Source organism: Heyndrickxia sporothermodurans (assembly GCF_003055045.1).
GTDB classification, from domain to species: Bacteria; Bacillota; Bacilli; order Bacillales; family Bacillaceae_C; genus Heyndrickxia; species Heyndrickxia sporothermodurans.
Genome location: NZ_NAZB01000021.1, coordinates 74,831 through 96,009, shown reverse-complemented (window position 1 = coordinate 96,009; position 21,179 = coordinate 74,831). Strand labels below are relative to the sequence as shown.

Genomic DNA, 21,179 nt, shown 5'->3' with positions numbered 1-21,179 from the left:
CCACCCACTTTCTTTTTCTTTTAATTATAAATGATATTGACACGGAGTATTGGACAATTAGTTTTTTTTCAATAAAAAGACATAATTATTTTATCTTCCTAACATATTATTTTCACATAATCGTCAATACTTATTAACAAATAGTAAAATTTATTTTTGGATTCAAGTGTTATGATGGAGACATGTTAGTTTAGGAGGAATCATAGATGAAGAAAATACTATTATCTATATTGTTTATTTCAACACTTATTATTGCCGGTTGCGGGACAAAAGATAACGGGAACGGTTCAAATGAAAAAAGTGTTGAACCAATAAATGTAGTATTAGATTTACAAGAAAAAGCGAAAGTGAATGAAAATATTCCTTTAAGTGCGACAGTAACACAAGGAAAAGAAAAAGTAGCTGATGCAGCGAAAGTTGAATATGAAGTTTGGGAAGAAGGCGCTAAAGATTCGAGTAAGATTATCAAAGCAACGAATGAAAAAAATGGGAAGTATACAGGAAAAGTGGCTTTTGACCATGATGGTGTTTATACGATCCAAGTTCATGTAACGGCAAGAGACATGCATATGATGCCAAAAAAATCAGTAATAGTTGGGAATCCAGATCCATCCAAAATGAAATCGGCTGAGGAAGGGGAGCATCATGAAGAAAGTTCAGTTGTGATGCATGTCATGAGTCCTAAAACAGCCAAAGTAGGTGAAAAGGCTGATTTCAACATCCATATGACTAAGCACAATGAAACATTAACAAATGCCCAAGTGCAAATTGAAGTATGGAACAAAGCAAATGAAAAGAAACATGAGTGGATTCCAATGAAAGAAACAGCTAAGGGTGAATACTCCGGTACACATACATTTAAAGAAGCGGGAAACTATCAATTTAAAGTTCATGTAGAAAATAATGAAGGTTTACATGAACATCAAGTATTTGATTATGAAGTAAAATAAATAGTTACACTAAAAGTTGTTCATTTATATGGACAACTTTTTTGCGATATATGGGTAAAAAGGAGTATAGTGAAATTGATAACATAGATTAGATAGATTATAATTTAGGAGTGATATATATGAAGCTAACGGTCATCGGTCCTTGGGGAGGTTACCCAAAAGTAAATGGTGCGAGCGCAGGCTATTTGCTTGAGCATGAAGGATTTCATCTTTTAGTCGATTGCGGCAGTGCTGTACTATCTAAACTTCAACAATACATAAATCCGGAACAGTTAGATGCAGTGATTGTTTCACATTATCATCCAGACCATATTGCTGATATTGGTGTACTTCAGCATGCATTAATTATCGGGAAATATATGGACAAGAACATAAAAACGCTGCCAATATACGGACATAACGAAGACGAGCATGGGTTCCAGTCATTATTTTTTGATGATGTTACAAAAGGTGTGCCTTATGAGGAAAATGAAGAAGTATCTATTGGCCCTTTCAAAGTCACGTTTTTAAGAACGAAGCACCCCGTACCTTGTTTTGCTATGAGGATTGAAGCAGGAGACGCTATTTTCGTTTTCACAGCAGATTCATCCTATTTAGATTCCTTTGCTTCATTCGCTGCTAATGCAGACATCTTTTTATGTGAAAGTAATTTTTATGGAGATATGGATGGTTCGGCGGCTGGACATATGACAAGTTATGAAGCAGGAGAAATCGCAAGAGCAGCCCAAGTAAAAAATTTAATCCTTACCCATTTACCACAATATGGAGACTTGAATCAATTGAAGAGTGAAGCAGCCGAAAAGTTTTCAGGTACTATTTTCATTGCAGAGGAAGGTCTAGTTGTCGATTTGTCGTAGAATTTTATTAGTTTTGATTCAGGAGGGAAATTAAGATGTTGTTTATTGATAATAACGGGATTACCGATCCACAAATTAATTTAGCGATCGAAGAGTATGCATTGAATCATTTAGATATTAATGAAACGTATTTATTATTTTATATTAATCAGCCTTCAATTATTATTGGAAGAAACCAAAATACAATTGAAGAAATCAATACAGAATACGTAGATAAAAATAATATTATTGTCGTACGTCGCTTATCTGGTGGCGGAGCGGTTTATCATGACTTAGGAAATCTTAATTTCAGCTTTATTACGAAAGATGATGGGGAAAGCTTCCACAACTTTTTGAAGTTTACGGAGCCTGTTATTGAAGCATTGCAAAAACTTGGGGTAAATGCTGAATTAAGCGGCAGAAATGACATCCAAGTAGGTGGACGAAAAATATCCGGGAATGCTCAATTTTCCACAAAAGGTAGAATGTTCAGCCACGGTACACTAATGTTAGATTCTGAAATTGAAAATGTTGTTTCAGCATTAAAAGTGAAAAAAGACAAAATTGAATCAAAAGGCATTAAATCTATTCGTAGCCGTGTAGCGAATATCTCCGAGTTTCTCGAAGAAAAGTTAACGATGGAGGAATTTCGTCAATTAATCTTAAAACATATTTTTGGCGGCAGTGAGAATATTCAAGAGTACAAACTAACAGACGATGACTGGGCAAAAATTCATAAAATTTCTGAAGAACGTTATCAAAACTGGGAATGGAATTATGGGAAATCACCAAAATTCAATTTGCAGCATACACATCGTTTTCCAGTTGGCGGGATAGACGTGCGGCTAGAAGTGAACAAAGGAATAATCGAAAATTGTAAAATCTACGGTGATTTCTTCGGTGTTGGAAACGTAAGTGATATTGAGGAAAAGCTGACCGGAATACGCTATGAACGTTCTGAAATTGAAAAAGCACTTACTGATATTGATGTAAAACATTATTTTGGTAATATTACAAAAGAGGAATTAATTGATTTGATTTATTAATGTTGCATTAAAAAATAAAGTTCTTCGGAGTAGTTCAGAAAATAGAAATAGCATTCGAAAACGAGTATGAAATCGCTAAGGTTCCATACTCGTTTTTTATGCTCTATTTCGTTATTGAAATATTTAGTACGTCATACAAAGTCATTTGTGGATCATGATCCTCTTTTCAAAAACGTTTGATAATTTCTAAGTTTTATAATTAATTATGTTTTAATTTTTTCATAATACTTGAATGACTAATATTCTTTTTATATAATAAATTTAGAATATTTTTATGAATGACTATTCATTCAGAAGGGGGAGGGAATATGAATTTATCTTCACATTTGAAATTTACAGCGAAGGAAAATGCAGAAAAAACGGCTTATTTTTTTATGGATCAGCCTGTGTCATATGCTGAATTTGATGGAGCTGTAACAAAATTTGCAAGTGGGTTGGAACAATTAGGGGTACAAAAAGGTGATCATATTGCATTATTATTAGGTAACTCTCCACATTTTGTTATTGCGTTATATGGTGCGATGCGTTTAGGGGCGACTGTCATCCCAATTAATCCGATTTACACACCGGATGAAATTGGTTACATATTAACTAATGGTGATGTGAAAGTTGTTGTTGCCTTAGATTTACTCGTTCCATTGGCTGAGAAAATGGGTTCCTTGCTTCCGCAGGTGGAACATTATATTATTTGTGAGTCAGATCCTACGAAGAAAATGGAGATTCCAGCGAACTCAAAAATGAAATCGTTTTCAAGTATTGTTTCCTCGGGAAGTATCGCATTTGAAGGACCTGAGCTTTTAGAGGATGATGTTGCAGTCATCTTGTATACTTCGGGAACAACGGGCAGGCCAAAAGGGGCAATGTTAACACATAAAAATCTTTATTCAAATGCGAAAGATATTGGTGATTATTTAAAAATGAATAGCGATGACACGGTAATTACTACGTTACCGATGTTTCACGTGTTTAGCTTAAGTGTTGTCGTGAACGCCCCACTAATTAGTGGTTCGACCATCATCATCGTTCCTAAGTTTAGTCCAAAAGAAATTTTTAGGTTAGTTAAAAAATATGAAGCAACCGTTTTTGCCGGTGTACCGACAATGTACAATTATTTATATCAATATCCGGAAGGGAACCCTAGTGATTTCTCCTCGTTACGCCTTTGTATTTCCGGAGGATCTTCGCTGCCTGTTGCGTTATTGAAAAACTTTGAAAAGAAATTTAATGTGTTTGTTTCCGAAGGTTATGGATTGTCAGAAGCATCCCCGGTTACATGCTTTAATCCGTTAGATCGACCACGGAAACCCGGGTCAATTGGGACAAACATTATTCATGTCGAGAATAAAGTTGTGAATGAACTAGGGGAGGAGCTGCCTCCTGGACAAGTTGGTGAGTTGATTGTCCGTGGTCCAAATGTCATGAAAGGCTATTACAAAATGCCGGAAGAGACAGCTGTTGCGATTCGTGATGGATGGCTTTACACGGGAGATTTAGCGAAAATGGATGAAGAAGGATATTTTTATATTGTCGATCGAAAAAAGGATATGGTGATTGTCGGCGGCTTTAATGTATATCCAAGGGAAGTAGAGGAAGTTCTCTATGAACATCCGGACGTAGTCGAAGCTGCTGTCATCGGCGTACCCGATCCTGAACAAGGCGAAGTCGTTAAATGCTTTGTCGTGCGTAAAGATACAACACTAACAGAAGCCGATTTAATGGAATACTGTAAACAGCATCTAGCCAAATATAAACTGCCACATTCGATTGAATTTATCGAAGAACTTCCGAAAAATACAACTGGGAAAATTTTAAGACGGGCATTAAAGGATCAATTATTGCAAAATTAAAAATGGAGATTACGAAAAATACAGATGTCAGTCTGTATTTTTTCACATTCTTATATCGGAAAATAATAAATTGGAAAGGGTTTTCATAAGCTTTGTTGAAATAATAATGTAATCAGTACGAGGAGGGGAATCATGAAGAATATTTTATTTGAGGTTAAAAACTATGTTGGTTTTGTTACACTGAACCGTGAAAAGGCAATGAATGCGTTTAATTACGAAACACTTTGTGAGCTTGCAAGTGTTGTAGAATCAATCAGAACGAATTCGGAAGTTCGCGCGTTGGTTTTTTTAGGTGCTGGTGAAAAGGCGTTTAGTGTTGGAGCTGATTTAAAGGAGAGAAAAACATTATCTGAACAGGAAGTGCGAAGAAATGTTTATAAAATCGGTGAAGTTTTTGAATCGATTGCAAATCTGCCGCAACCAACAATTGCCGCAATGAACGGTTATGCATTTGGTGGCGGGATGGAACTTGCTTTATCCTGTGATTTTCGGATTGCTGTTTCTGATGCAGTCATGGGCCTTACAGAAACTAGTTTAGCAATAATTCCTGGAGCAGGCGGAACACAGAGATTGCCTCGGTTGATTGGTGAAGCAAAGGCGATGGAATTAATTTTAACAGCGAAAAGAATGACAGCTGATGAAGCGTATCAATACGGTGTTGTGACAAAGGTAGTCGAGCGGGCTCGTTTTCTTGAAGAAGTAAACGAATTCGTGGGTGAAATTCAAGCGAATGGACCAATTGCCATACAACAAGCGAAATTTGCTATCAAAAATGGAATGAATGTCGATTTACATACCGGTTTAGAAATCGAGCGAAAAGCCTATGAAATAACGATTCCTACTGAGGACCGTGTTGAGGCGCTTCAAGCTTTTTCCGAAAAAAGAAAGCCAAATTTTAAAGGAAAATAAAATAGTTAGAAACCCTCAGCAATAACGCTATCTCCAAATCCCTTGTAATTGAATAAACATGGTAGTAATACTTATTTGTCGGGGTGAAGGGATGGAACGCAGGATTATTCGTTATTGTGCAATTGGGGATTCTCTAACTGTTGGAATTGGTTCGGACATATTTTCAAAAGGCTTTATTACGAGATATGTATATTTAACACGCCAAGCTTTAAACACACGGGTACATCCGGCTGTTTTTGGAAAAACAGGGGCAACGACTGGCGACATTTTAAAGAGTTTGAATCATCCATTTCTATATAAAGGTATTAAAGAAGCAGATATTATCACTATTACGGCTGGCGGAAATGATTTGATAGATGCCGCGAAAAAGTTTTTACAGGATAAAAAGGAAGCAGATTTTTTCATTGCATTAGAAAAAGGGAAGCGAAACCTAGACAATATCATCAAGCAAATAACTGAATTTAAACAAAATGATCAACGATATATTATTCGTATGATGAATCTTTATAATCCTTTTCCCGAAATAAATGGTGTTGATAAGTGGGTTGAAGCATTTAATCATAATATAGAAAGTCTTACAAAATCATCACTTATCAAAGTTGCGGATATTCATCAGCTTTTTATTGGTAGAGAGAAGGAAGTACTATCCTCAGATCATATTCATCCGAACCACCGTGGGTATTGTCTGATTGCTAATGCCCTCGCAAAACTAGGCTATGACCCATTATAAAAAAACATTGATTCGGTTATCTCTGAAAAGGGATAACCGATCATTGTTTTAAGGGGTAAAAAATAAACCCCGGTAAAAATGGGCATATTTTTACTATGATAAAAGTTTCCGTTCTAAAATTTTCTTATGTTACTACATTTATAAAGAGGACAAGGAGGGAGAGATAATTTGTTAAGAAAATGGACATTTCGCGCAGTCATCGCCTATTTGCTAATTGGAATCGCAGTTTATGTTTACCTATTTTATTTAGCGGGATCTACTGTTCCAGATCATCTTAAAGGGACAAGTGTCGATCCTGCAACGTTCTTAAATAGTAGGGAAATTATGCTAAGTGAAGAATACTCTAAAATCAGGAACTTATTATATTTCATTTCTACTCCATATGAGTGGCTGTTCTACTTTTTAATCCTTATCTTTGGAATATCAAAAGGATTTGAACGCTGGGCGGAAAGTACATCAAGGTTACATATCATACAATCCGCCATCTATTTATTTTTGTTATCAGTCATTTCATTCGTTGTCACGTTTCCGTTAAGTTATATTTCGTATCGGTTTTCAAAAGCCTACAATATTTCAACACAAACCTTTTCACTATGGATGAAAGATGAAGTAATTGATTTTTGGGTGAATTTTATCGAAATGTTTATTATCGTAACGGTGCTATACTGGCTGATGAAACGCTTTAAAAGAAGATGGTGGGTTCCAGCTTGGCTCCTATCGATTCCATTTATGATCTTCATGATGTTTATTCAGCCTGTCGTTATTGATCCTTTATATAATGATTTCTATCCTTTAAAAAATAAGGACTTAGAAACAAAAATTTTAGCGTTAGCGGAGAAAGCCAATATTCCAGCTGAACATGTATATGAAGTGAATATGTCGGAAAAAACGAATGCACTAAATGCTTATGTTACAGGAATTGGATCAAATGCGAGAATTGTCTTATGGGATACGACATTGGAGCAATTAAATGAGAAGGAAATCCTTTTTATCATGGCACATGAAATGGGACACTATGTAGAAAAACATATTTACTTTGGAATCGCTGGATATATTATCCTTACCGGGATTGGCTTATGGATTACCGCAGGGGTAATGAATAGACTAGTTAGGAAAAAAGGAACAGAGTTGAAAGTTACAGCGGTTTCCAGTTTGAGTTCACTCCCATTATTTTTATTAATTACTTCCGTTTTACTTTTTGCTGCGAGTCCGATTACGAATTGGGTATCTCGTTATGAAGAAATGAGGGCAGACCGCTACGGAATGGAAATGACAAATGACAAAAAAGCGGCTGTTCAAACATTCCAAGACTTAACGAAATCCGGCCTGAGTCAAGTAAATCCACCGTTTTTAGTGAAAATTTTCCGTTATGGTCATCCAACAATGCTAGAAAGGATTAGGATGGTTGAGGATTTTAAGAAAAAATAATGAATCCAAAACATCGAAGGGAAATCATTTTTTGAACTTTATTCAAAAATGATTTCCTTTTTTATGCTAGAAAACTTACATTATGAGATCGGGAATAGGAAAATATTCATGAATTTGTCAGTTGCGTTAGGTAATTAGACGCTAATAATAGTAGGTATTTAGTTCTGTTATTTGGAAAATGCTTGATAGATTATGTGTCAATATTGGAAAATATTATATATAGTGTGAGTGTGAAGGTGGGTGTGTATTGGTGGATAAAGCTGAACTTATTCGCAGAAGGTCAAATATGCAAGGACAGCTTGCCCAGAAGCGTCAGCAGATTACTATTTTATCGGGAAAGCTGGAACGTCTTAAATCGGCAAAGGTAAGATTAATTAGTGTCATTCATGACTCTAAACAGTATCAAAGAAAAATTAAGTCTTTTGATACGGATTCCTCACTTTGGAGAGGAACAACTCAAAATAAATATGAAACATTGACTCATCATATGGAACAGTCCTTGAATGAGTATGTTCATCATTTAGGGCGAGTGGAAGACAGAATGAATGAGGAAATTCAAAGATTATCTAATCAACTGGATCGGTGTCATAGTGACATTTCCTTTTTAAATTCAAATATCTCAAACCTAACTTACTCAATACAAATAGCGAAGGAAGGGTGATGGAACCATGGGCCAAATTTCAATTAATAAAACAGTTTTTGACTCAGTGGTTAATCATGCCAAAACAGCAAAATCAGCTTTAGAAGGAATTAAAGCAATAGATCTCTCATTAAAAGAAACCAATTTAAAGAGCATACAACAGCAAATTGACGTCATAAAGGATTTTCAAAATGTATTAACCTTGTACAACGAATTGCTTGATCTAGATTTAAACAAGTTGCAAAATATGGGTAATTCCATGGTACAACAAGATGAACTTCTTGGGGGTCCATTAAAAAATTAAGTGTGGAAAGGAGTTGATAAATATGAAGGTAGCGATGGAGGAATTGTTGGGTCTTGAGTCAGAGTTAAATGATAGTATGAAAAATATCACAGCTAAGCTCGATACGATCAAACAAAAGACGGATAATATTAGCAAATTAGCATCTTTTCAAGGAAAAGCCGCTAGTACGGCAAAACAATATTTCCAAACGGTTCATGGTCAATCTGTGGAGGATTTAAAAGCAGTGGCCCAACAACTACAGAAGAATTTTTCCAAAATCATTTCAGAGTTTCAACATACGGTAGATCAATCGAATAGTGCGATCATTACGGAAGATTATTTACATGATTTGAATAAAGAGGTACAAACCATAAAGAATGGTGTTTTAGACACACACCATGAGGGAGAACAAATTATTAGGAACGTTTCGGACATCGTATCACTTAATGTTCCAACTATTTCACCATTTACGAACAGTGTCCACGATTCTCAGAAGCATGTTACAGAGGTTAATAAAAAATTACACGCTTTCGACCAAAGGGCATTACAAATTGTCCAAGAGACGAAACATGAAGTGGAAAAGGTAATGAAGAAAATTGGCGAACATGCCGCGAATAGTGTAGTGGGGTCTAGTGATGTCGCTAAATTTAATCCAGATGATTTAGGGAATAAGGAGCAAAACGATTCATCCCATTTAGCAGCCGTGTTAGTTACGATGGCAATCGGTAGTAAATCCTTTGTTAAAGTTTTAAAGAATATTAATAAAGCGAATACTCTTTCCACTGTAATGGCACAGGCTTATGTTTATTACAAGCTTAAGGATAAAGAAGCACGTATAAATTTTAGAAAAAAAGGAATACATGCATTTACAAAGGAACAGTATCGAACATTTAATAACTATTTATCTTCTACACTATATAAAATTAAAACGAAAGAATTCTATCGCCATCTAGATCAGTATAAATCAAAGGCATTTACGAAAGACAACTTGCCAAAATTGCTAGAAAACCTGGAAGTATACGGCAAAGAACGCGGAAAACTTGCCATGATGCGCGAGTTTGAAGAATTATATGGATTAGATAAATATAGAGAATTTAAAAAGCTATCACATTCCAAAAAAGCCTTGAAAATGGCTACCACATTCAGTGATGAATTAGTAGGAAAGAAATACACCGCAACAAAAAAGGCGATAAACTCATTGCCAAATTGGAAGGATCCAAAGGTTGCCTACAAAAATGCTGTAGAAAACTTTAAAGAAAGTACAAAGGGAATGAATTCATTAGGAAAAAGTATGAAGGTGGTAGGAAAAGGACTAGGACCACTCGGCATGGGGATCATTGCGGCAGATAATTATAATACCTATAAAGGAGATACCCAAAAAGTTGTGGTAGGTACGGCGGTGGATGGCGTATATAGTGCTGGAGCAACAGCCATAGGAGCCGCTGTTGGATCTGCGTTTTTCCCTCCAATTGGGACTGTTGTTGGGGCAGGGGTTGGAATGCTTGTTAGTTCGGGATTAAATATGAAGGGTGGTAATCCACCAAAAAGTTTAACTGAAAGAACAAAAGACTTTGTTAATGAAAAGGTAGATTCAGTTTCCAAAACGTGTAAAAAAATTGGCTCAAAAATTTCCAGTTGGTTTAAATAATGAAGAAGGATGAAACTATGAACAGACTAGATGAAAAATACTTTGCAGATTTTAAAGATATTACCGAAGGACGACTTGATAATAGTGGGATGTTTGTATTTAATATCGGTACATTCTTATTTTCATGTGTGATGATTGGAGTTCCAATTATCTTTATATTTAATTGGAGTTCAGTTGGATGGGATCAGTTATCTCCCTTTTGGCAAAGCATTTTTTACTGTGAAGGCGTATTAATGGTACTTCAATTATTAATTTTGCTCGTTTGTCACCGGGAAACGAACCTTAATCAAAAGATATTAAGTCTTTCAATGGTTATTTACGGATATAAAATGGTAATAGATCCTTTCGTGTTAATTGCCTTTTTTACAATGGATAGAGGAGTATATGAGAATATTAAAATTTATTTGTTTGCAATTCTTCTCTTAGGTTTACTACTTCATTGTATTTTTCTTTATAGGTGGATTCGAAATATAAAAAAAGGTGAATATTCATTGCATCGCAATAACGAAACTAAAAAGTCTCGTAGTATGAAGTATGTTGTAATTCCCATTATTTTTGTAATGGTCATCTTTTCGTTTGTACTAATTCGAAAAATCCCAGGCTCTGATATTACTATTGCAATAATTATAGCGACCGTATTACTTTTGTGCGTTGCTTATGCAATCTGTGAATTTATTATAGTAGCCTATTGTGTCTTACGATTTCCGTCTTTTTCCGTCAATCAACCAAAGAAACAACAGTATGTTAAGAAAAAAAAGAAGACAAAAAAGTAAAAATTAATATAATTAATTTAAATTGATATAGTAATTGAAAAGGATATGATGACAATGGGGGTGTTGGTATAGTTCAATTATTGGAAAAAGATTTCACTAGATTTAAGGACGAAATCAAAGAGGGAAGAATGAGTATGCCTCGTATGAGGAATCACCTCCTTATTTTACTTGTAGTTTCTGGTTTTTTTGTGGGATTATCATTTATTGTAGCCAATGCCAATACAATAGGGTGGGATCAATTATCCTTAGGATGGCATATCCTTTATTATATTGAGGCAATTTTATTTGCAATTCAAATTCTAATCATTCTATTTTGTAGGGCAAATAATCCGTTTAACCAGAAGGTTTTAATTGTTGGTACAGTTGTATTTTTATATAAAATGGCTTTGGATCCATTTTTAATGATGATTATGTTTTTTAAAGATAGTGGAGTTTATGAATCATATGCATTTGTGTTTTATATGATATTAATTTTTGGATTTCTATTTCATATTTTAGTTCTATTAATATTAATAAATAGATTAAAGAAAAAGAATTCAAATATCCTTAAAGAGACAAATATTTCAAAATTTAAACTCTCGTTACCGGTTTTATTTTTCCTTGTATTGCTATCTGGCCTTTTAATAAATAAAGGGATATTAGGGAATTTCGAGCTTTTATTTGGTGTGCTCATTGTAACATTGATTTATTTAGGTACGCTCGTCGGTGTATGTGAATTCATTATAGCGACCTATTGTATATTTCGATTTCCATCCTTCTCAGTCAATCTACCACCAAAGCAACAATATGTAAATAAAAGAAAAAAGGAAAACCCAAAAAAGTGAGATAGCTATAACTAATATATCTTTTTTTATGAAACTTGAAGTATTGAGATAATGAATTTTTTCAGTGAAAAAAACTTCGCAGGATTAAAAAGAATCATAGGCGGGCGTTCAAATGATTTTGATGATATGTATATGTTTCATTTAGGAACATTGATTTATACCATATTTGTTCTTGGACTCCCCTACTATGCGGTGTTTAATTGGAACGCCGTAGGCTGGAGCAATTTTAGTTCCTTTTGGAAAGGAGTGGCCTTTTCTGAAGGGGGACTATTTGTATGCCAAATACTTCTCTTGCTTTTTTGCCACAAAAAGAACAATATTAATCAAAAAATATTAAGTTTTTCCAAGGTCATCTATGGTTATAAAATTATAATTGATCCTTTTGTGTTCATTTCGATTAGTGCAATGGATCGTGGCGTTTTTGAAAATATAGAAGCGTTTTTATTGACGTTATTTTTATTGGGAATACTCCTCCACTTTGTTCTATTATACCGTTTGATATTTTATATTAAGAAAGGTATGTATTCCTTAAGCGACAAAGAAATAAAAAAAGAAAAGGGAAGCCTAGTCTTAATCATACCTATCTTTTTAGCAATGGTGGTCTGTTCCATATTACTTTTAACAAGATATGCTGATTTTGATATAATTTTCTTTCTAATAGCCGCTATCGCATTGTTTTTTTATACGGGTAATGCAGTATGTGACTATATAATGGATGCCTATTGTATCTTACGCTTCCCATCCTTCGCCGTCAATCCACCACCGAAGCAACAATATGTTAAAAAGAAAAAGAGAAGGAAGAAGAAAAGAAGATAGTTTGCACATTTAATAAATTTATAGATTTATAATTGTTCATGAGGGGGATCTTTGATGATTGTACGAGAAGAGTCGTTAGTGATAAGGAATGTTGTGACTGTGGAAGAGGTTATTCCGCATGATGAATGGTTTTTACCCGCTTTAGGTTTGCGAAGGAATTTGGTGAATGAAGACATTTATTATACGAGCCCGGTTGTATTTAAGGTGGAGGAAATGAAGAATGAACCTTCTTTCGGTAAATATACATATTATATTGGGTTGAATACGGAAGTAGAAGTAGGTGAAGATGCGAACTTTAAACAACTAGAGTATTTGGAAATCACCCCTGCTATTTATGTTCGCTGTCCGGAAGTCGATGAATTGGAAGAAGCATATGAACTTTTAAGACATTATGCGAAAGAGAACGGTCTAGAAATCGATGAATCCTTTTATCACGTATGTTTTGATGCGTTTGATAATGTCATCATGGACATTTACGCTCAAGTGAAGGAAGGGTGAGATATGGTTATTGAATACGAAACAATTATGCATAAAAATGTCGTTTGGCACACTTATGAAATTCACTATAGCCAGTTTGAAATGGCATTAGAAGATTTTAACGAAAAACTTGTAAAAGCTAATTTAACGATTGCGGGTCCTCTTTTTTATGCATTGTACAATATCCCTTTTGACGAAAGAATGTTAATTGATATTTTTATTCCCGTCGAGCAATCATATGTACCTAAAGAATCAGATTTATTCTTCCAAAGTTATTTTTATATGGATCAAATGCTAATGACAAGAGTGAGAAGTAACTTTGAGACTGAAACAGAGCATGCATATGATGAACTATTTCAATTTGCGGTTAATCATGGCTATAAAATAAACTCGCCGATTTTTCATATTTTAAGAGGTGATGATGAAGGACAGTGGGTTGAAATTAAAGTAAAAGTTTTTGTCGATGATTCAGAGGAATTAGGATTATAATGAGACGTTTCGTCTATATTCAATTAAAAAGCTACTATCGATTTAGATAGTAGCTAATCTTAGGATATTTTCCCGCTTTAAGATATCCCTTTCATTCATGAACCAAATTGTTTTTCCAATTCCTTTAATTCATCTGTTAATAATAAAAATGTTTGCTTGTCTTTGTAATCTAGAGCAAGATCAATTCTTTTCATTATCTGCTCTTTTCTTCGAGTTAATAGCAATTCATTTAAAATCATTTCCGCATAAATTTCCGCCATAAATTTTTCGTTTTTTATTTGTGTCATCGCATATTCCTTAACCATCTCTGTGTAGGACTTTTTTTTCTCCATCGATGATCACCTCTAACCTTTTTTTTAGTGTAAAGGTTTTTACACAAAAAGTCAATTTAATACTTTAAATATTCAGATATATAGTTTTGAAAATATTTTAAATTTTTTATCAAAAAATAGTGCTAAAGTTGTAAAAATACATTATAATATGTATATATTTAACTATTTTTGTTGAAAAGGGGAGAAGAAAATGTCTGAAAAAATAATCGAGGAATTTGAAATTTCACCATTTACAATGGCTATTTTGCCGATTACGTATGGGTCTAAAATTTATTCAGAAATTATAGAGGTTGACAACCGATGTATATCTCCGTTTAAGCCGTTAGAAATTATGAAGAATAGTTGTGAGTATTATGGAGCTTCCTATGAAGGGAGGAAAAATGGGACAAGGCGCCTTATAGGGATTACTCATAAAGCACCTATTATGGTTGATCCTTATTCATCTATTTATTTTTTTCCAACTACATCACCAATGAATCCAGATTGTATATGGCTTTCACTTAATCATGTTCTTCACCACGAACGATCATCTTCTAATAACACCTTAGTCACTCTTCGTAATAAACAGACGCTAGAAATTCCAATCTCCTTAAGTTCATTCACCAACCAATTACGAAGGGCTTCTCAACTACAAATAAAATATTATCAACATATAGAAAACATGGATAACAAATATAAACGTACAGGCTTTTATTTAAACATGGAGGCCTCAGAACGGAAAAGGGAATATGATTACAAAAGATTTTTTGAGGAATAAAATAGTCTGACAGATAAAGAAGAAGCAATCTTACTACTAATGATTGCTTCTTCTTTAAAAAGCAGTCTTACAGAGTATCCTGCAATGTTCAGCGCCTGAGCAAGGCGTTTCCGCTTTTCTTACTACGCTCTTTTTATAACTGAATCGTTTTGGAATCTTTGAAACAGGTAGTATTTCATTAATTCCTCCGATCGATTCCGCAGTCTTGGATTAAAATAATTGTGTGCTTCCTCATAACCTTTATAAAGAAACATATACATTGTAAAGGCATCATCCGATTTTATTTTTTCCACTTTAATTTGTTGCTGTTTCATATAACGCTTCACACCAGCTAATTCTTTTTGGATACATATCATCGTTTCTTCAATCCATTCGAGATAAGGCTTTTTAAGTTTGAATGGGCTGTTATTAATAATTTCCAAATCGCGATTTAATATAATCAATATCATTGGCAGATAAATTGCTTTCTCAATAATATTTCGATCATTTTCAGGTATTTTAGTCATTGAAGAGTCCTCCTTTAAAGGAACATGTGTTCGTATATATTTTACTCGTGTCGAGCAAAAATTTCAAGTTAATTATGACTGTAGTTTCTCCATAAAAATACAGATTATCGACACGATTACTTAAAGATTGTTACTTTCAACAATATCAAACGCACAGAGTGGATTGGAGCGGAAGGCAATTGACTCCTGCGGGATCAGCTGGACAGATGAGACCCCGCAAGAGCGAAGCGATGAGGAGGCTCATCGCCAGCCCCGCGGAAAGCAAGTGCCTGTAGCGGAAAGGAACGGTTCCTTAAAAAAGTGCCAAAATTAAAAAATAATTGCAGGGATAATGTTTTGGGTGGCGAAATAAATAAGTAGATAAGTAAGAATATATCAAATTCGACTGAATATGAGGAAAGGTGATCAAATGACAAAAAAAGGTATACAAGCCGAAGATTTATATGATTTGAAATCAATAGTTGATCCACAACTTTCTCCAAATGGGAATGAAGTGGTTTTTGTACAAACACATATTGAAAAAGAGAAAAAGGATTACGTATCAAATTTATATTATATGAATTTACGTGATAAGCGGACAAAACAGTGGACATTTGGTAACGATCGCACACATTCCCCACGCTGGTCTCCAAACGGAAATGAGCTTGCATTTGTATCAACAAGGGAAGGGAAATCCCAAATTTTTGTTCTATCAAAATTTGGAGGAGAAGCGAAACAAATTACATTTTGCAAAAATGGAGCCAAAAACCCGGTATGGTCTCCGTGTGGAAAGAAAATTGCCTTTTCAGTTGTAATTGGAAAAGAGGAATCGATCCATGATCAAGTGAAAAAGGAAACGGAGGAAGATAAAGAATTAAAACCATTAGAAGTTGAAAAGATGAAATATAAGTCCGATTCAAGTGGTTTCTTGGATCTTACACAATTTTCACATATTGGAATGGTGAATCTTGAAACAGGAGAAATTGAACAGTTAACAAACGGTGAGAATCATTACTCACTTGGCTCGTGGTCGCCAGATGGAAAATATGTAACATTTCTTGCCGATTTTTCCGAGGATAGTGATGCGTCGTTTATTTCCGATGTCTATTTATTTAATCTAGAAACAAAAGAGTCGATTCCGGTGACGAAAGGGACAGGTAGTTTTTGGCAAACCTCTTGGTCGCCTAATAGTCGTTATTTATCATTCCAAGGAAATGAGCAAGAGTTTAAAAATGCTACTCATAGTAAGGTTTGGATATATGATTTACAGACGAAGGAACTTAATTGTTTTACAAGTGAAATTGACGCACCGGTAGGGGATTATGCTGTTGGCGATTTCCAACAGGGAGCGGCTTTGCCAGGTGTACAGTGGGCAGAAGATAATGAAAGTTTTTATTTCGTCATTTCTGACCACGGAAACACGATTGTTTATTATGGAAATATCTCGGGAGAAATTTATCCGGCATTACATGACGAGCAACACGTCTATGGATTCTCATTACATCCAAAAGACCATACGGCAGTGGTTGCGATTAGTACAGCAACAGAGCCTGGTGAGTTATATTTTGTTAATTTACAAAATGGGGAAAAACAACAACTAACGTTTGTAAATCAGGAATTTTTGCAAACAAGAGTGCTTTCTGATGTCGAACCAATTGAATTCGAAAGTGAAGATGGATGGAACGTACATGGTTGGCTTATGAAACCAGTTGGATTTGAAGAAGGGAAACAATATCCATTAATTTTAGAAATCCACGGCGGACCACATGCGATGTATGCGAACACCTATTTTAATGAGTTCCAAGTTTTGGCTGCACAAGGATTTGCCGTCCTATATGTAAATCCACGGGGCAGTCACGGCTACGGACAAAAGTTTGTCGATGCAGTTCGCGGCGACTATGGCGGAAATGACTATAAGGATTTAATGAATGCTGTGGACTATGTTTTAGATAAATATGAATTTATTGATAAAGATCGTCTCGGTGTAACAGGGGGCAGTTATGGCGGATTTATGACCAATTGGACCGTCGGGCATACGAATCGATTTAAAGCTGCCGTCACTCAACGGTCGATCTCCAATTGGATTAGTTTTTACGGTGTAAGTGATATCGGTTACTACTTTTCCGAGTGGCAAATTCTCGCAGATTTAAATGATATTGAAAAACTTTGGAAGCATTCCCCGCTTGCCTATGCGAAAGATATTGAAACACCATTGCTAATTATCCATAGTGAGAAAGATTATCGCTGTCCAATTGAACAAGCGGAACAATTATTTATTGCTCTTAAACGTCAACAAAAACAAACAAAATTTATCCGATTTCCCGAATCCAATCACGAACTATCAAGAAGCGGGAAACCTGACTTAAGAATAAAACGGTTAAATTATATTAAAGATTGGTTCTTGCAATATGTTTAATAATACTCATTAAAAAAACCTACAAAGGGACAATTAACAAATGTTTTGCAACAGCCCTTTTGTGGTTTTTTTTTTTTCGGAAAAATCTTATTTTGGAATTATAATCCTTTCCCATTGTATGCTATACTTAAGAAAAAAATTTCTATTAGAAAGTAAATTGCGGTAATATTTTAAGAAAAGTGCCTGATAGAATAGGGGAAACAAGATGGATTTTCACTCACTTAAAGAATGGTTCACCATTGAAAATATGATGAATTTAATTGAGCAATATCGTTCATTCGGACCTTTACCAGGGATCTTATTAATAATAATTGAAGCGTTTTTGCCTTTCTTGCCACTGTTTTTAATTGTATTGGCAAATGCAAATGCATTTGGCCTATGGCTAGGCTTTTTAATATCTTGGGCAGGTGCCAGCGCAGGAGCAATTCTCGTTTTCTTAGTTATTCGTAGATTTGGAAAGAGTAGAATATTATCTTTTTTACATAGAAATCGACAAGTCGAAAAAATCACACGCTGGGTGGAACAACACGGATTTGGCCCTATTTTTCTGCTTCTTTGCTTTCCTTTCACCCCTTCAGCAGTCGTCAATATTGTTGCAGGTTTATCAAAAATCAATACTTTTCAATATATTTTAGCTGTTGTAACTGGAAAAATGGTTATGATTTTTATTATCAGTTTTGTTGGGCATGATGTTGTGTCATTAATATATAAACCATTAAAAACGGCATCTGTTCTTCTTATCATCGTCATTCTATGGTTCATTGGCAAAAGAATTGAAGTAAGATTAGCAAAAAGATTGGAAAAGGAGAAGAAACTAGGAAAAAGCCAATAGGGAAAATTGAGCCAGTTTAAATGGCCCTAATTTCGCATAAAAGCATAAAAAAATAAAAATGCACCTCAAATACCATTTTGCGAGGTGCATTTTTATGGATATGCAGCTTGAACTATTACACTATACTTAGCTTCGATATGAAACTAACTGATTATATTAATCATGTCGATGATCTAATAGTATTTACTGCCTTTGCTCAATTTTGCCTTCTGTTCATTTTCTTCGTTTTACCTCATTTTTAAAGGATTTAATCAGCGAGAACATCATAAAAATTAGGATGAAGGCGAAAGGGAAAGCCGCGATAATTGACGCTGTTTGCAAAGCTGTCAATCCACCGGACCAAAGCAGAACCAATGCCGTAGCAGATACAAGAATTCCCCATATAATTTTAGTAAGATTTGGAGGATTTAAGCTTCCATTTGTCGTTTGCATACCGAGAACAAAGGTTGCTGAGTCAGCTGATGTAATGAAAAATATACTAATAAGTAAAATCGCTAATATAGATGTGATCGTGCTCAATGGGAAATGCGCCAATACGGAAAATAATGCAACTTCAGTACCTTGACTTTTGATCACGTCACCAAGATTTACATGCATGATCCTTTCTAAGTACATTCCGGAACCGCCAAAAATGGAGAACCATAATGTACAGAAAATAGTTGGAACAACTAAAACACCGATAATAAACTCCCGTACTGTACGTCCCTTTGAAACGCGGGCAATAAACGTCCCTACAAATGGAGCCCAAGCAATCCACCATGCCCAATAAAAGAGTGTCCAATTCTGCATCCATTCGCTATGTTGCTCATCAAATGGAGAAATATTCAAACTCATGCTCGGAAGTTTTTGAATATAATTTCCAAGGGTTGATGTAAAGTAATCAAGCAAAAAACCTGTATTTCCCGCAAATAATAAAAATAGCATCAAAATAATTGCAAAGGCTACATTCGCGTTACTCAGCCACTTTATTCCACGCCCTAACCCGGATACAGCTGATAATATAAATAAAACCGTAACGATTATAACAATAATAAATTGAACGGAAATGCTGTTTGGGATGTTAGGAGATATAAAATGCAAACCGCCGTTGATTTGGGCTGCACCTAGTCCTAATGATGTAGCGACACCAAATACCGTTGCCAAAACGGCAATAATGTCAATGAGTTTACCGATCCATCCTTTTACCTTATCTCCTAATAATGGATAAAACGTGGCACTAATTAATCCGGGTGCCCCTTTTCTAAATTTAAAATAGGCAAGGGCGAGAGCGATCACTGCGTATATTCCCCACGGATGAAGTCCCCAGTGGAAGAAGGAATACCTCATGGCATCGGCAGCGGCCTCCTTAGTACCGGGATCCCCATACGGCGGAGCCAAATAATCCTGCAATGGTTCGGCTACGCCATAGAAAACAATACCAATGCCCATTCCGGCACTAAATAACATGGCAAACCAACTGATAAGGCCATATTCGGGTTTTTCATCATCTTTTCCAAGTTTAATTTTCCCGTATTTAGAGAAGATTAAGTAAATCGCAAAAAGCAAAATGACACTTGCTACTATAAGATAGAACCACCCAAATTGCGTTTGCAGAAATTTTTGGATATCGCCTGTTACACTTGCCAGATTATCGGCAGCAAAGGCTCCCCAAAGAACAAATAAAATGGTAATAATAACTGAAATCGTAAAAACAATTGTTACTTTCTTCATCAAATCCACCTTTCAAACTTTTGCAGTTCACAACATGTCTCATACCATCGTCAATCTTCTAAGAGACTATATTGGAACTCCCATCTTTCACTATCGGTTAACTCTTCTAATGAGACTTCTAAATTGTTCCCTAAAAAGATCGTTCCACCGTTGATCGCAACGACCATCGCATCAATGAAATGATTGCCGCTGCGTTTTCTATATACATCACCGATATTTGGCATCTCACCTTTGAAACTATTTGCAGGTTGAGATTGATCGGAGATATTTACATCACTATCTTCCTTATTTTTATCTAAATAATCAATCGGGTGAGAATTCTTATCGCGGCCCGGAACCATTAATAAATATTCATTATGTTTGATCCCGTTAGATTTAGTGGTAATAACCCCTTTGGTTTCAACAGATGACACAATCTCAATTTCGTTTAATGAGTAGTGGTCAAGGTAATCGGGATTTGGGTTTGTAATTAAGATATAGTCCCCTTCTTCAGCTTTTTTTTCCTTATGTAGTGTAAAAGGCTTATTATTGAAAATAAAGCTGTCAAGATGCATCGGTTTATATCTTTCAACTTTCGAGGCATTCGTTAAATGCTGTGTCAAATCTTTTAGCTTGACAAGATGGACGGACTGTTTGTACATAGGCTTCACAGAATACACCCTGTGCAATTCGTTGTTAAAATATACAAATTGCCCTTTTCTTACTTGATACAGTTTCACGTATTATACTCTCCTTTCAGTGCTTTTAAATAATTAAAATGCTAAGAAAATTGATAGGTATAACCTAAGTGTATATGATATCATACTTTTCCGCAGAATGAGGGAATAGCGTATCGCCATTATGTAACAGTTTAAAGCTTATAACTGGAATTTTCGTAAATAATATAGCAGAATCTCTTTTATTCCACATTTACGGAAAATTCCGCCTTTCGGGAAATATATTTTTTTCATT

General features: G+C 35.0%; 22 protein-coding genes. 18 read left to right on the top strand and 4 right to left on the bottom strand.

What is annotated here, in order from left to right:
- Window positions 1–206: 206 nt before the first annotated feature.
- From B5V89_RS10375 to B5V89_RS10305, 15 genes are all read left to right on the top strand, one after another.
- Window positions 207–950, top strand: a complete 744-nt coding sequence (locus B5V89_RS10375; RefSeq protein ID WP_108071851.1) for a FixH family protein — start codon at window positions 207–209, stop codon at window positions 948–950.
- Window positions 951–1,069: 119 nt separating this feature from the next.
- Complete coding sequence (locus tag B5V89_RS10370) at window positions 1,070–1,807, top strand: MBL fold metallo-hydrolase (RefSeq protein WP_108071849.1); 738 nt, start codon at window positions 1,070–1,072, stop codon at window positions 1,805–1,807.
- Between the two features lie 35 nt (window positions 1,808–1,842).
- Window positions 1,843–2,832, top strand: a complete 990-nt coding sequence (gene lplA, locus B5V89_RS10365) for a lipoate--protein ligase (protein WP_066233968.1) — start codon at window positions 1,843–1,845, stop codon at window positions 2,830–2,832.
- A 308-nt stretch (window positions 2,833–3,140) separates the two neighbouring features.
- Window positions 3,141–4,679 carry a fatty acid--CoA ligase family protein gene (locus B5V89_RS10360; RefSeq protein WP_108071847.1) on the top strand — a complete coding sequence of 513 codons (1,539 nt, stop codon included), beginning with the start codon at window positions 3,141–3,143 and terminating at the stop codon, window positions 4,677–4,679.
- Between the two features lie 132 nt (window positions 4,680–4,811).
- Window positions 4,812–5,588: an enoyl-CoA hydratase-related protein gene (locus B5V89_RS10355; RefSeq protein ID WP_108071845.1), complete on the top strand. Its 777-nt coding sequence runs from the start codon at window positions 4,812–4,814 to the stop codon at window positions 5,586–5,588.
- A gap of 91 nt (window positions 5,589–5,679) precedes the next feature.
- A complete protein-coding gene (locus B5V89_RS10350; RefSeq protein ID WP_181294648.1) occupies window positions 5,680–6,318 on the top strand; it encodes a GDSL-type esterase/lipase family protein in 639 nt (212 codons plus the stop codon).
- 168 nt (window positions 6,319–6,486) lie between these two features.
- A complete protein-coding gene (locus B5V89_RS10345) occupies window positions 6,487–7,746 on the top strand; it encodes a M48 family metallopeptidase (protein ID WP_108071842.1) in 1,260 nt (419 codons plus the stop codon).
- A 250-nt stretch (window positions 7,747–7,996) separates the two neighbouring features.
- Window positions 7,997–8,407 (top strand): DUF5082 domain-containing protein, encoded by a 411-nt coding sequence (locus tag B5V89_RS10340; protein WP_066234216.1) that lies wholly within the window; start codon window positions 7,997–7,999, stop codon window positions 8,405–8,407.
- Between the two features lie 7 nt (window positions 8,408–8,414).
- A complete protein-coding gene (locus tag B5V89_RS10335) occupies window positions 8,415–8,690 on the top strand; it encodes a TIGR04197 family type VII secretion effector (protein WP_108071840.1) in 276 nt (91 codons plus the stop codon).
- Window positions 8,691–8,712: 22 nt separating this feature from the next.
- Window positions 8,713–10,317 carry a T7SS effector LXG polymorphic toxin gene (locus tag B5V89_RS10330; protein WP_108071838.1) on the top strand — a complete coding sequence of 535 codons (1,605 nt, stop codon included), beginning with the start codon at window positions 8,713–8,715 and terminating at the stop codon, window positions 10,315–10,317.
- Between the two features lie 17 nt (window positions 10,318–10,334).
- Window positions 10,335–11,090: a hypothetical protein gene (locus tag B5V89_RS10325; RefSeq protein WP_066233983.1), complete on the top strand. Its 756-nt coding sequence runs from the start codon at window positions 10,335–10,337 to the stop codon at window positions 11,088–11,090.
- Between the two features lie 134 nt (window positions 11,091–11,224).
- Complete coding sequence (locus B5V89_RS10320) at window positions 11,225–11,914, top strand: hypothetical protein (protein WP_142406521.1); 690 nt, start codon at window positions 11,225–11,227, stop codon at window positions 11,912–11,914.
- Between the two features lie 51 nt (window positions 11,915–11,965).
- A complete protein-coding gene (locus tag B5V89_RS10315) occupies window positions 11,966–12,730 on the top strand; it encodes a hypothetical protein (RefSeq protein ID WP_108071834.1) in 765 nt (254 codons plus the stop codon).
- 54 nt (window positions 12,731–12,784) lie between these two features.
- A complete protein-coding gene (locus B5V89_RS10310) occupies window positions 12,785–13,228 on the top strand; it encodes a DUF5085 family protein (RefSeq protein WP_066233991.1) in 444 nt (147 codons plus the stop codon).
- A gap of 3 nt (window positions 13,229–13,231) precedes the next feature.
- Window positions 13,232–13,696 (top strand): DUF5085 family protein, encoded by a 465-nt coding sequence (locus B5V89_RS10305; RefSeq protein ID WP_066233994.1) that lies wholly within the window; start codon window positions 13,232–13,234, stop codon window positions 13,694–13,696.
- Window positions 13,697–13,791: 95 nt separating this feature from the next.
- On the opposite strand, the gene B5V89_RS10300 is transcribed toward B5V89_RS10305, so the two are convergent.
- Window positions 13,792–14,028 (bottom strand): IDEAL domain-containing protein, encoded by a 237-nt coding sequence (locus tag B5V89_RS10300; protein ID WP_108071832.1) that lies wholly within the window; start codon window positions 14,026–14,028, stop codon window positions 13,792–13,794.
- A gap of 190 nt (window positions 14,029–14,218) precedes the next feature.
- On the opposite strand from B5V89_RS10300, the gene B5V89_RS10295 reads away from it, so the two are divergent.
- A complete protein-coding gene (locus tag B5V89_RS10295) occupies window positions 14,219–14,785 on the top strand; it encodes a competence protein ComK (protein ID WP_066234000.1) in 567 nt (188 codons plus the stop codon).
- A 122-nt stretch (window positions 14,786–14,907) separates the two neighbouring features.
- Here B5V89_RS10295 and B5V89_RS10290 read toward each other — a convergent pair whose 3' ends face one another.
- The gene (locus B5V89_RS10290) at window positions 14,908–15,291 is read right to left on the bottom strand and encodes a YhjD family protein (protein ID WP_107920881.1); all 384 of its coding nucleotides are present in this window, start codon (window positions 15,289–15,291) and stop codon (window positions 14,908–14,910) included.
- A gap of 409 nt (window positions 15,292–15,700) precedes the next feature.
- Here B5V89_RS10290 and B5V89_RS10285 point away from each other — a divergent pair, with 409 nt between their 5' ends.
- Both B5V89_RS10285 and B5V89_RS10280 read left to right on the top strand, forming a co-directional pair.
- Window positions 15,701–17,686 (top strand): S9 family peptidase, encoded by a 1,986-nt coding sequence (locus B5V89_RS10285; protein ID WP_108071830.1) that lies wholly within the window; start codon window positions 15,701–15,703, stop codon window positions 17,684–17,686.
- A gap of 205 nt (window positions 17,687–17,891) precedes the next feature.
- Window positions 17,892–18,518 (top strand): TVP38/TMEM64 family protein, encoded by a 627-nt coding sequence (locus B5V89_RS10280; RefSeq protein ID WP_108071828.1) that lies wholly within the window; start codon window positions 17,892–17,894, stop codon window positions 18,516–18,518.
- Window positions 18,519–18,731: 213 nt separating this feature from the next.
- Here the strand turns inward: B5V89_RS10280 and B5V89_RS10275 are convergent, their stop codons facing one another.
- Both B5V89_RS10275 and B5V89_RS10270 read right to left on the bottom strand, forming a co-directional pair.
- Window positions 18,732–20,228, bottom strand: coding sequence for a glycine betaine uptake BCCT transporter (locus tag B5V89_RS10275; protein WP_107920878.1), 1,497 nt, complete (start codon window positions 20,226–20,228; stop codon window positions 18,732–18,734).
- A 50-nt stretch (window positions 20,229–20,278) separates the two neighbouring features.
- Window positions 20,279–20,947, bottom strand: a complete 669-nt coding sequence (locus tag B5V89_RS10270) for a hypothetical protein (protein ID WP_107920877.1) — start codon at window positions 20,945–20,947, stop codon at window positions 20,279–20,281.
- Window positions 20,948–21,179 lie beyond the last annotated feature (232 nt).

Bases quoted from the DNA above. Each gene is read 5' to 3' on its own strand.
- B5V89_RS10350 (WP_181294648.1), top strand. From the start codon at position 5,680: ATGGAACGCAGGATTATTCGTTATTGTGCAATTGGGGATTCTCTAACT.
- B5V89_RS10315 (WP_108071834.1), top strand. From the start codon at position 11,966: ATGAATTTTTTCAGTGAAAAAAACTTCGCAGGATTAAAAAGAATCATA.
- B5V89_RS10305 (WP_066233994.1), top strand. From the start codon at position 13,232: ATGGTTATTGAATACGAAACAATTATGCATAAAAATGTCGTTTGGCAC.
- B5V89_RS10280 (WP_108071828.1), top strand. From the start codon at position 17,892: ATGGATTTTCACTCACTTAAAGAATGGTTCACCATTGAAAATATGATG.
- B5V89_RS10310 (WP_066233991.1), top strand. From the start codon at position 12,785: ATGATTGTACGAGAAGAGTCGTTAGTGATAAGGAATGTTGTGACTGTG.
- lplA (WP_066233968.1), top strand. From the start codon at position 1,843: ATGTTGTTTATTGATAATAACGGGATTACCGATCCACAAATTAATTTA.
- B5V89_RS10325 (WP_066233983.1), top strand. From the start codon at position 10,335: ATGAACAGACTAGATGAAAAATACTTTGCAGATTTTAAAGATATTACC.
- B5V89_RS10355 (WP_108071845.1), top strand. From the start codon at position 4,812: ATGAAGAATATTTTATTTGAGGTTAAAAACTATGTTGGTTTTGTTACA.
- B5V89_RS10360 (WP_108071847.1), top strand. From the start codon at position 3,141: ATGAATTTATCTTCACATTTGAAATTTACAGCGAAGGAAAATGCAGAA.
- B5V89_RS10375 (WP_108071851.1), top strand. From the start codon at position 207: ATGAAGAAAATACTATTATCTATATTGTTTATTTCAACACTTATTATT.
- B5V89_RS10275 (WP_107920878.1), bottom strand. From the start codon at position 20,228: ATGAAGAAAGTAACAATTGTTTTTACGATTTCAGTTATTATTACCATT.
- B5V89_RS10330 (WP_108071838.1), top strand. From the start codon at position 8,713: ATGAAGGTAGCGATGGAGGAATTGTTGGGTCTTGAGTCAGAGTTAAAT.
- B5V89_RS10295 (WP_066234000.1), top strand. From the start codon at position 14,219: ATGTCTGAAAAAATAATCGAGGAATTTGAAATTTCACCATTTACAATG.
- B5V89_RS10320 (WP_142406521.1), top strand. From the start codon at position 11,225: ATGCCTCGTATGAGGAATCACCTCCTTATTTTACTTGTAGTTTCTGGT.
- B5V89_RS10290 (WP_107920881.1), bottom strand. From the start codon at position 15,291: ATGACTAAAATACCTGAAAATGATCGAAATATTATTGAGAAAGCAATT.
- B5V89_RS10370 (WP_108071849.1), top strand. From the start codon at position 1,070: ATGAAGCTAACGGTCATCGGTCCTTGGGGAGGTTACCCAAAAGTAAAT.
- B5V89_RS10285 (WP_108071830.1), top strand. From the start codon at position 15,701: ATGACAAAAAAAGGTATACAAGCCGAAGATTTATATGATTTGAAATCA.
- B5V89_RS10300 (WP_108071832.1), bottom strand. From the start codon at position 14,028: ATGGAGAAAAAAAAGTCCTACACAGAGATGGTTAAGGAATATGCGATG.
- B5V89_RS10335 (WP_108071840.1), top strand. From the start codon at position 8,415: ATGGGCCAAATTTCAATTAATAAAACAGTTTTTGACTCAGTGGTTAAT.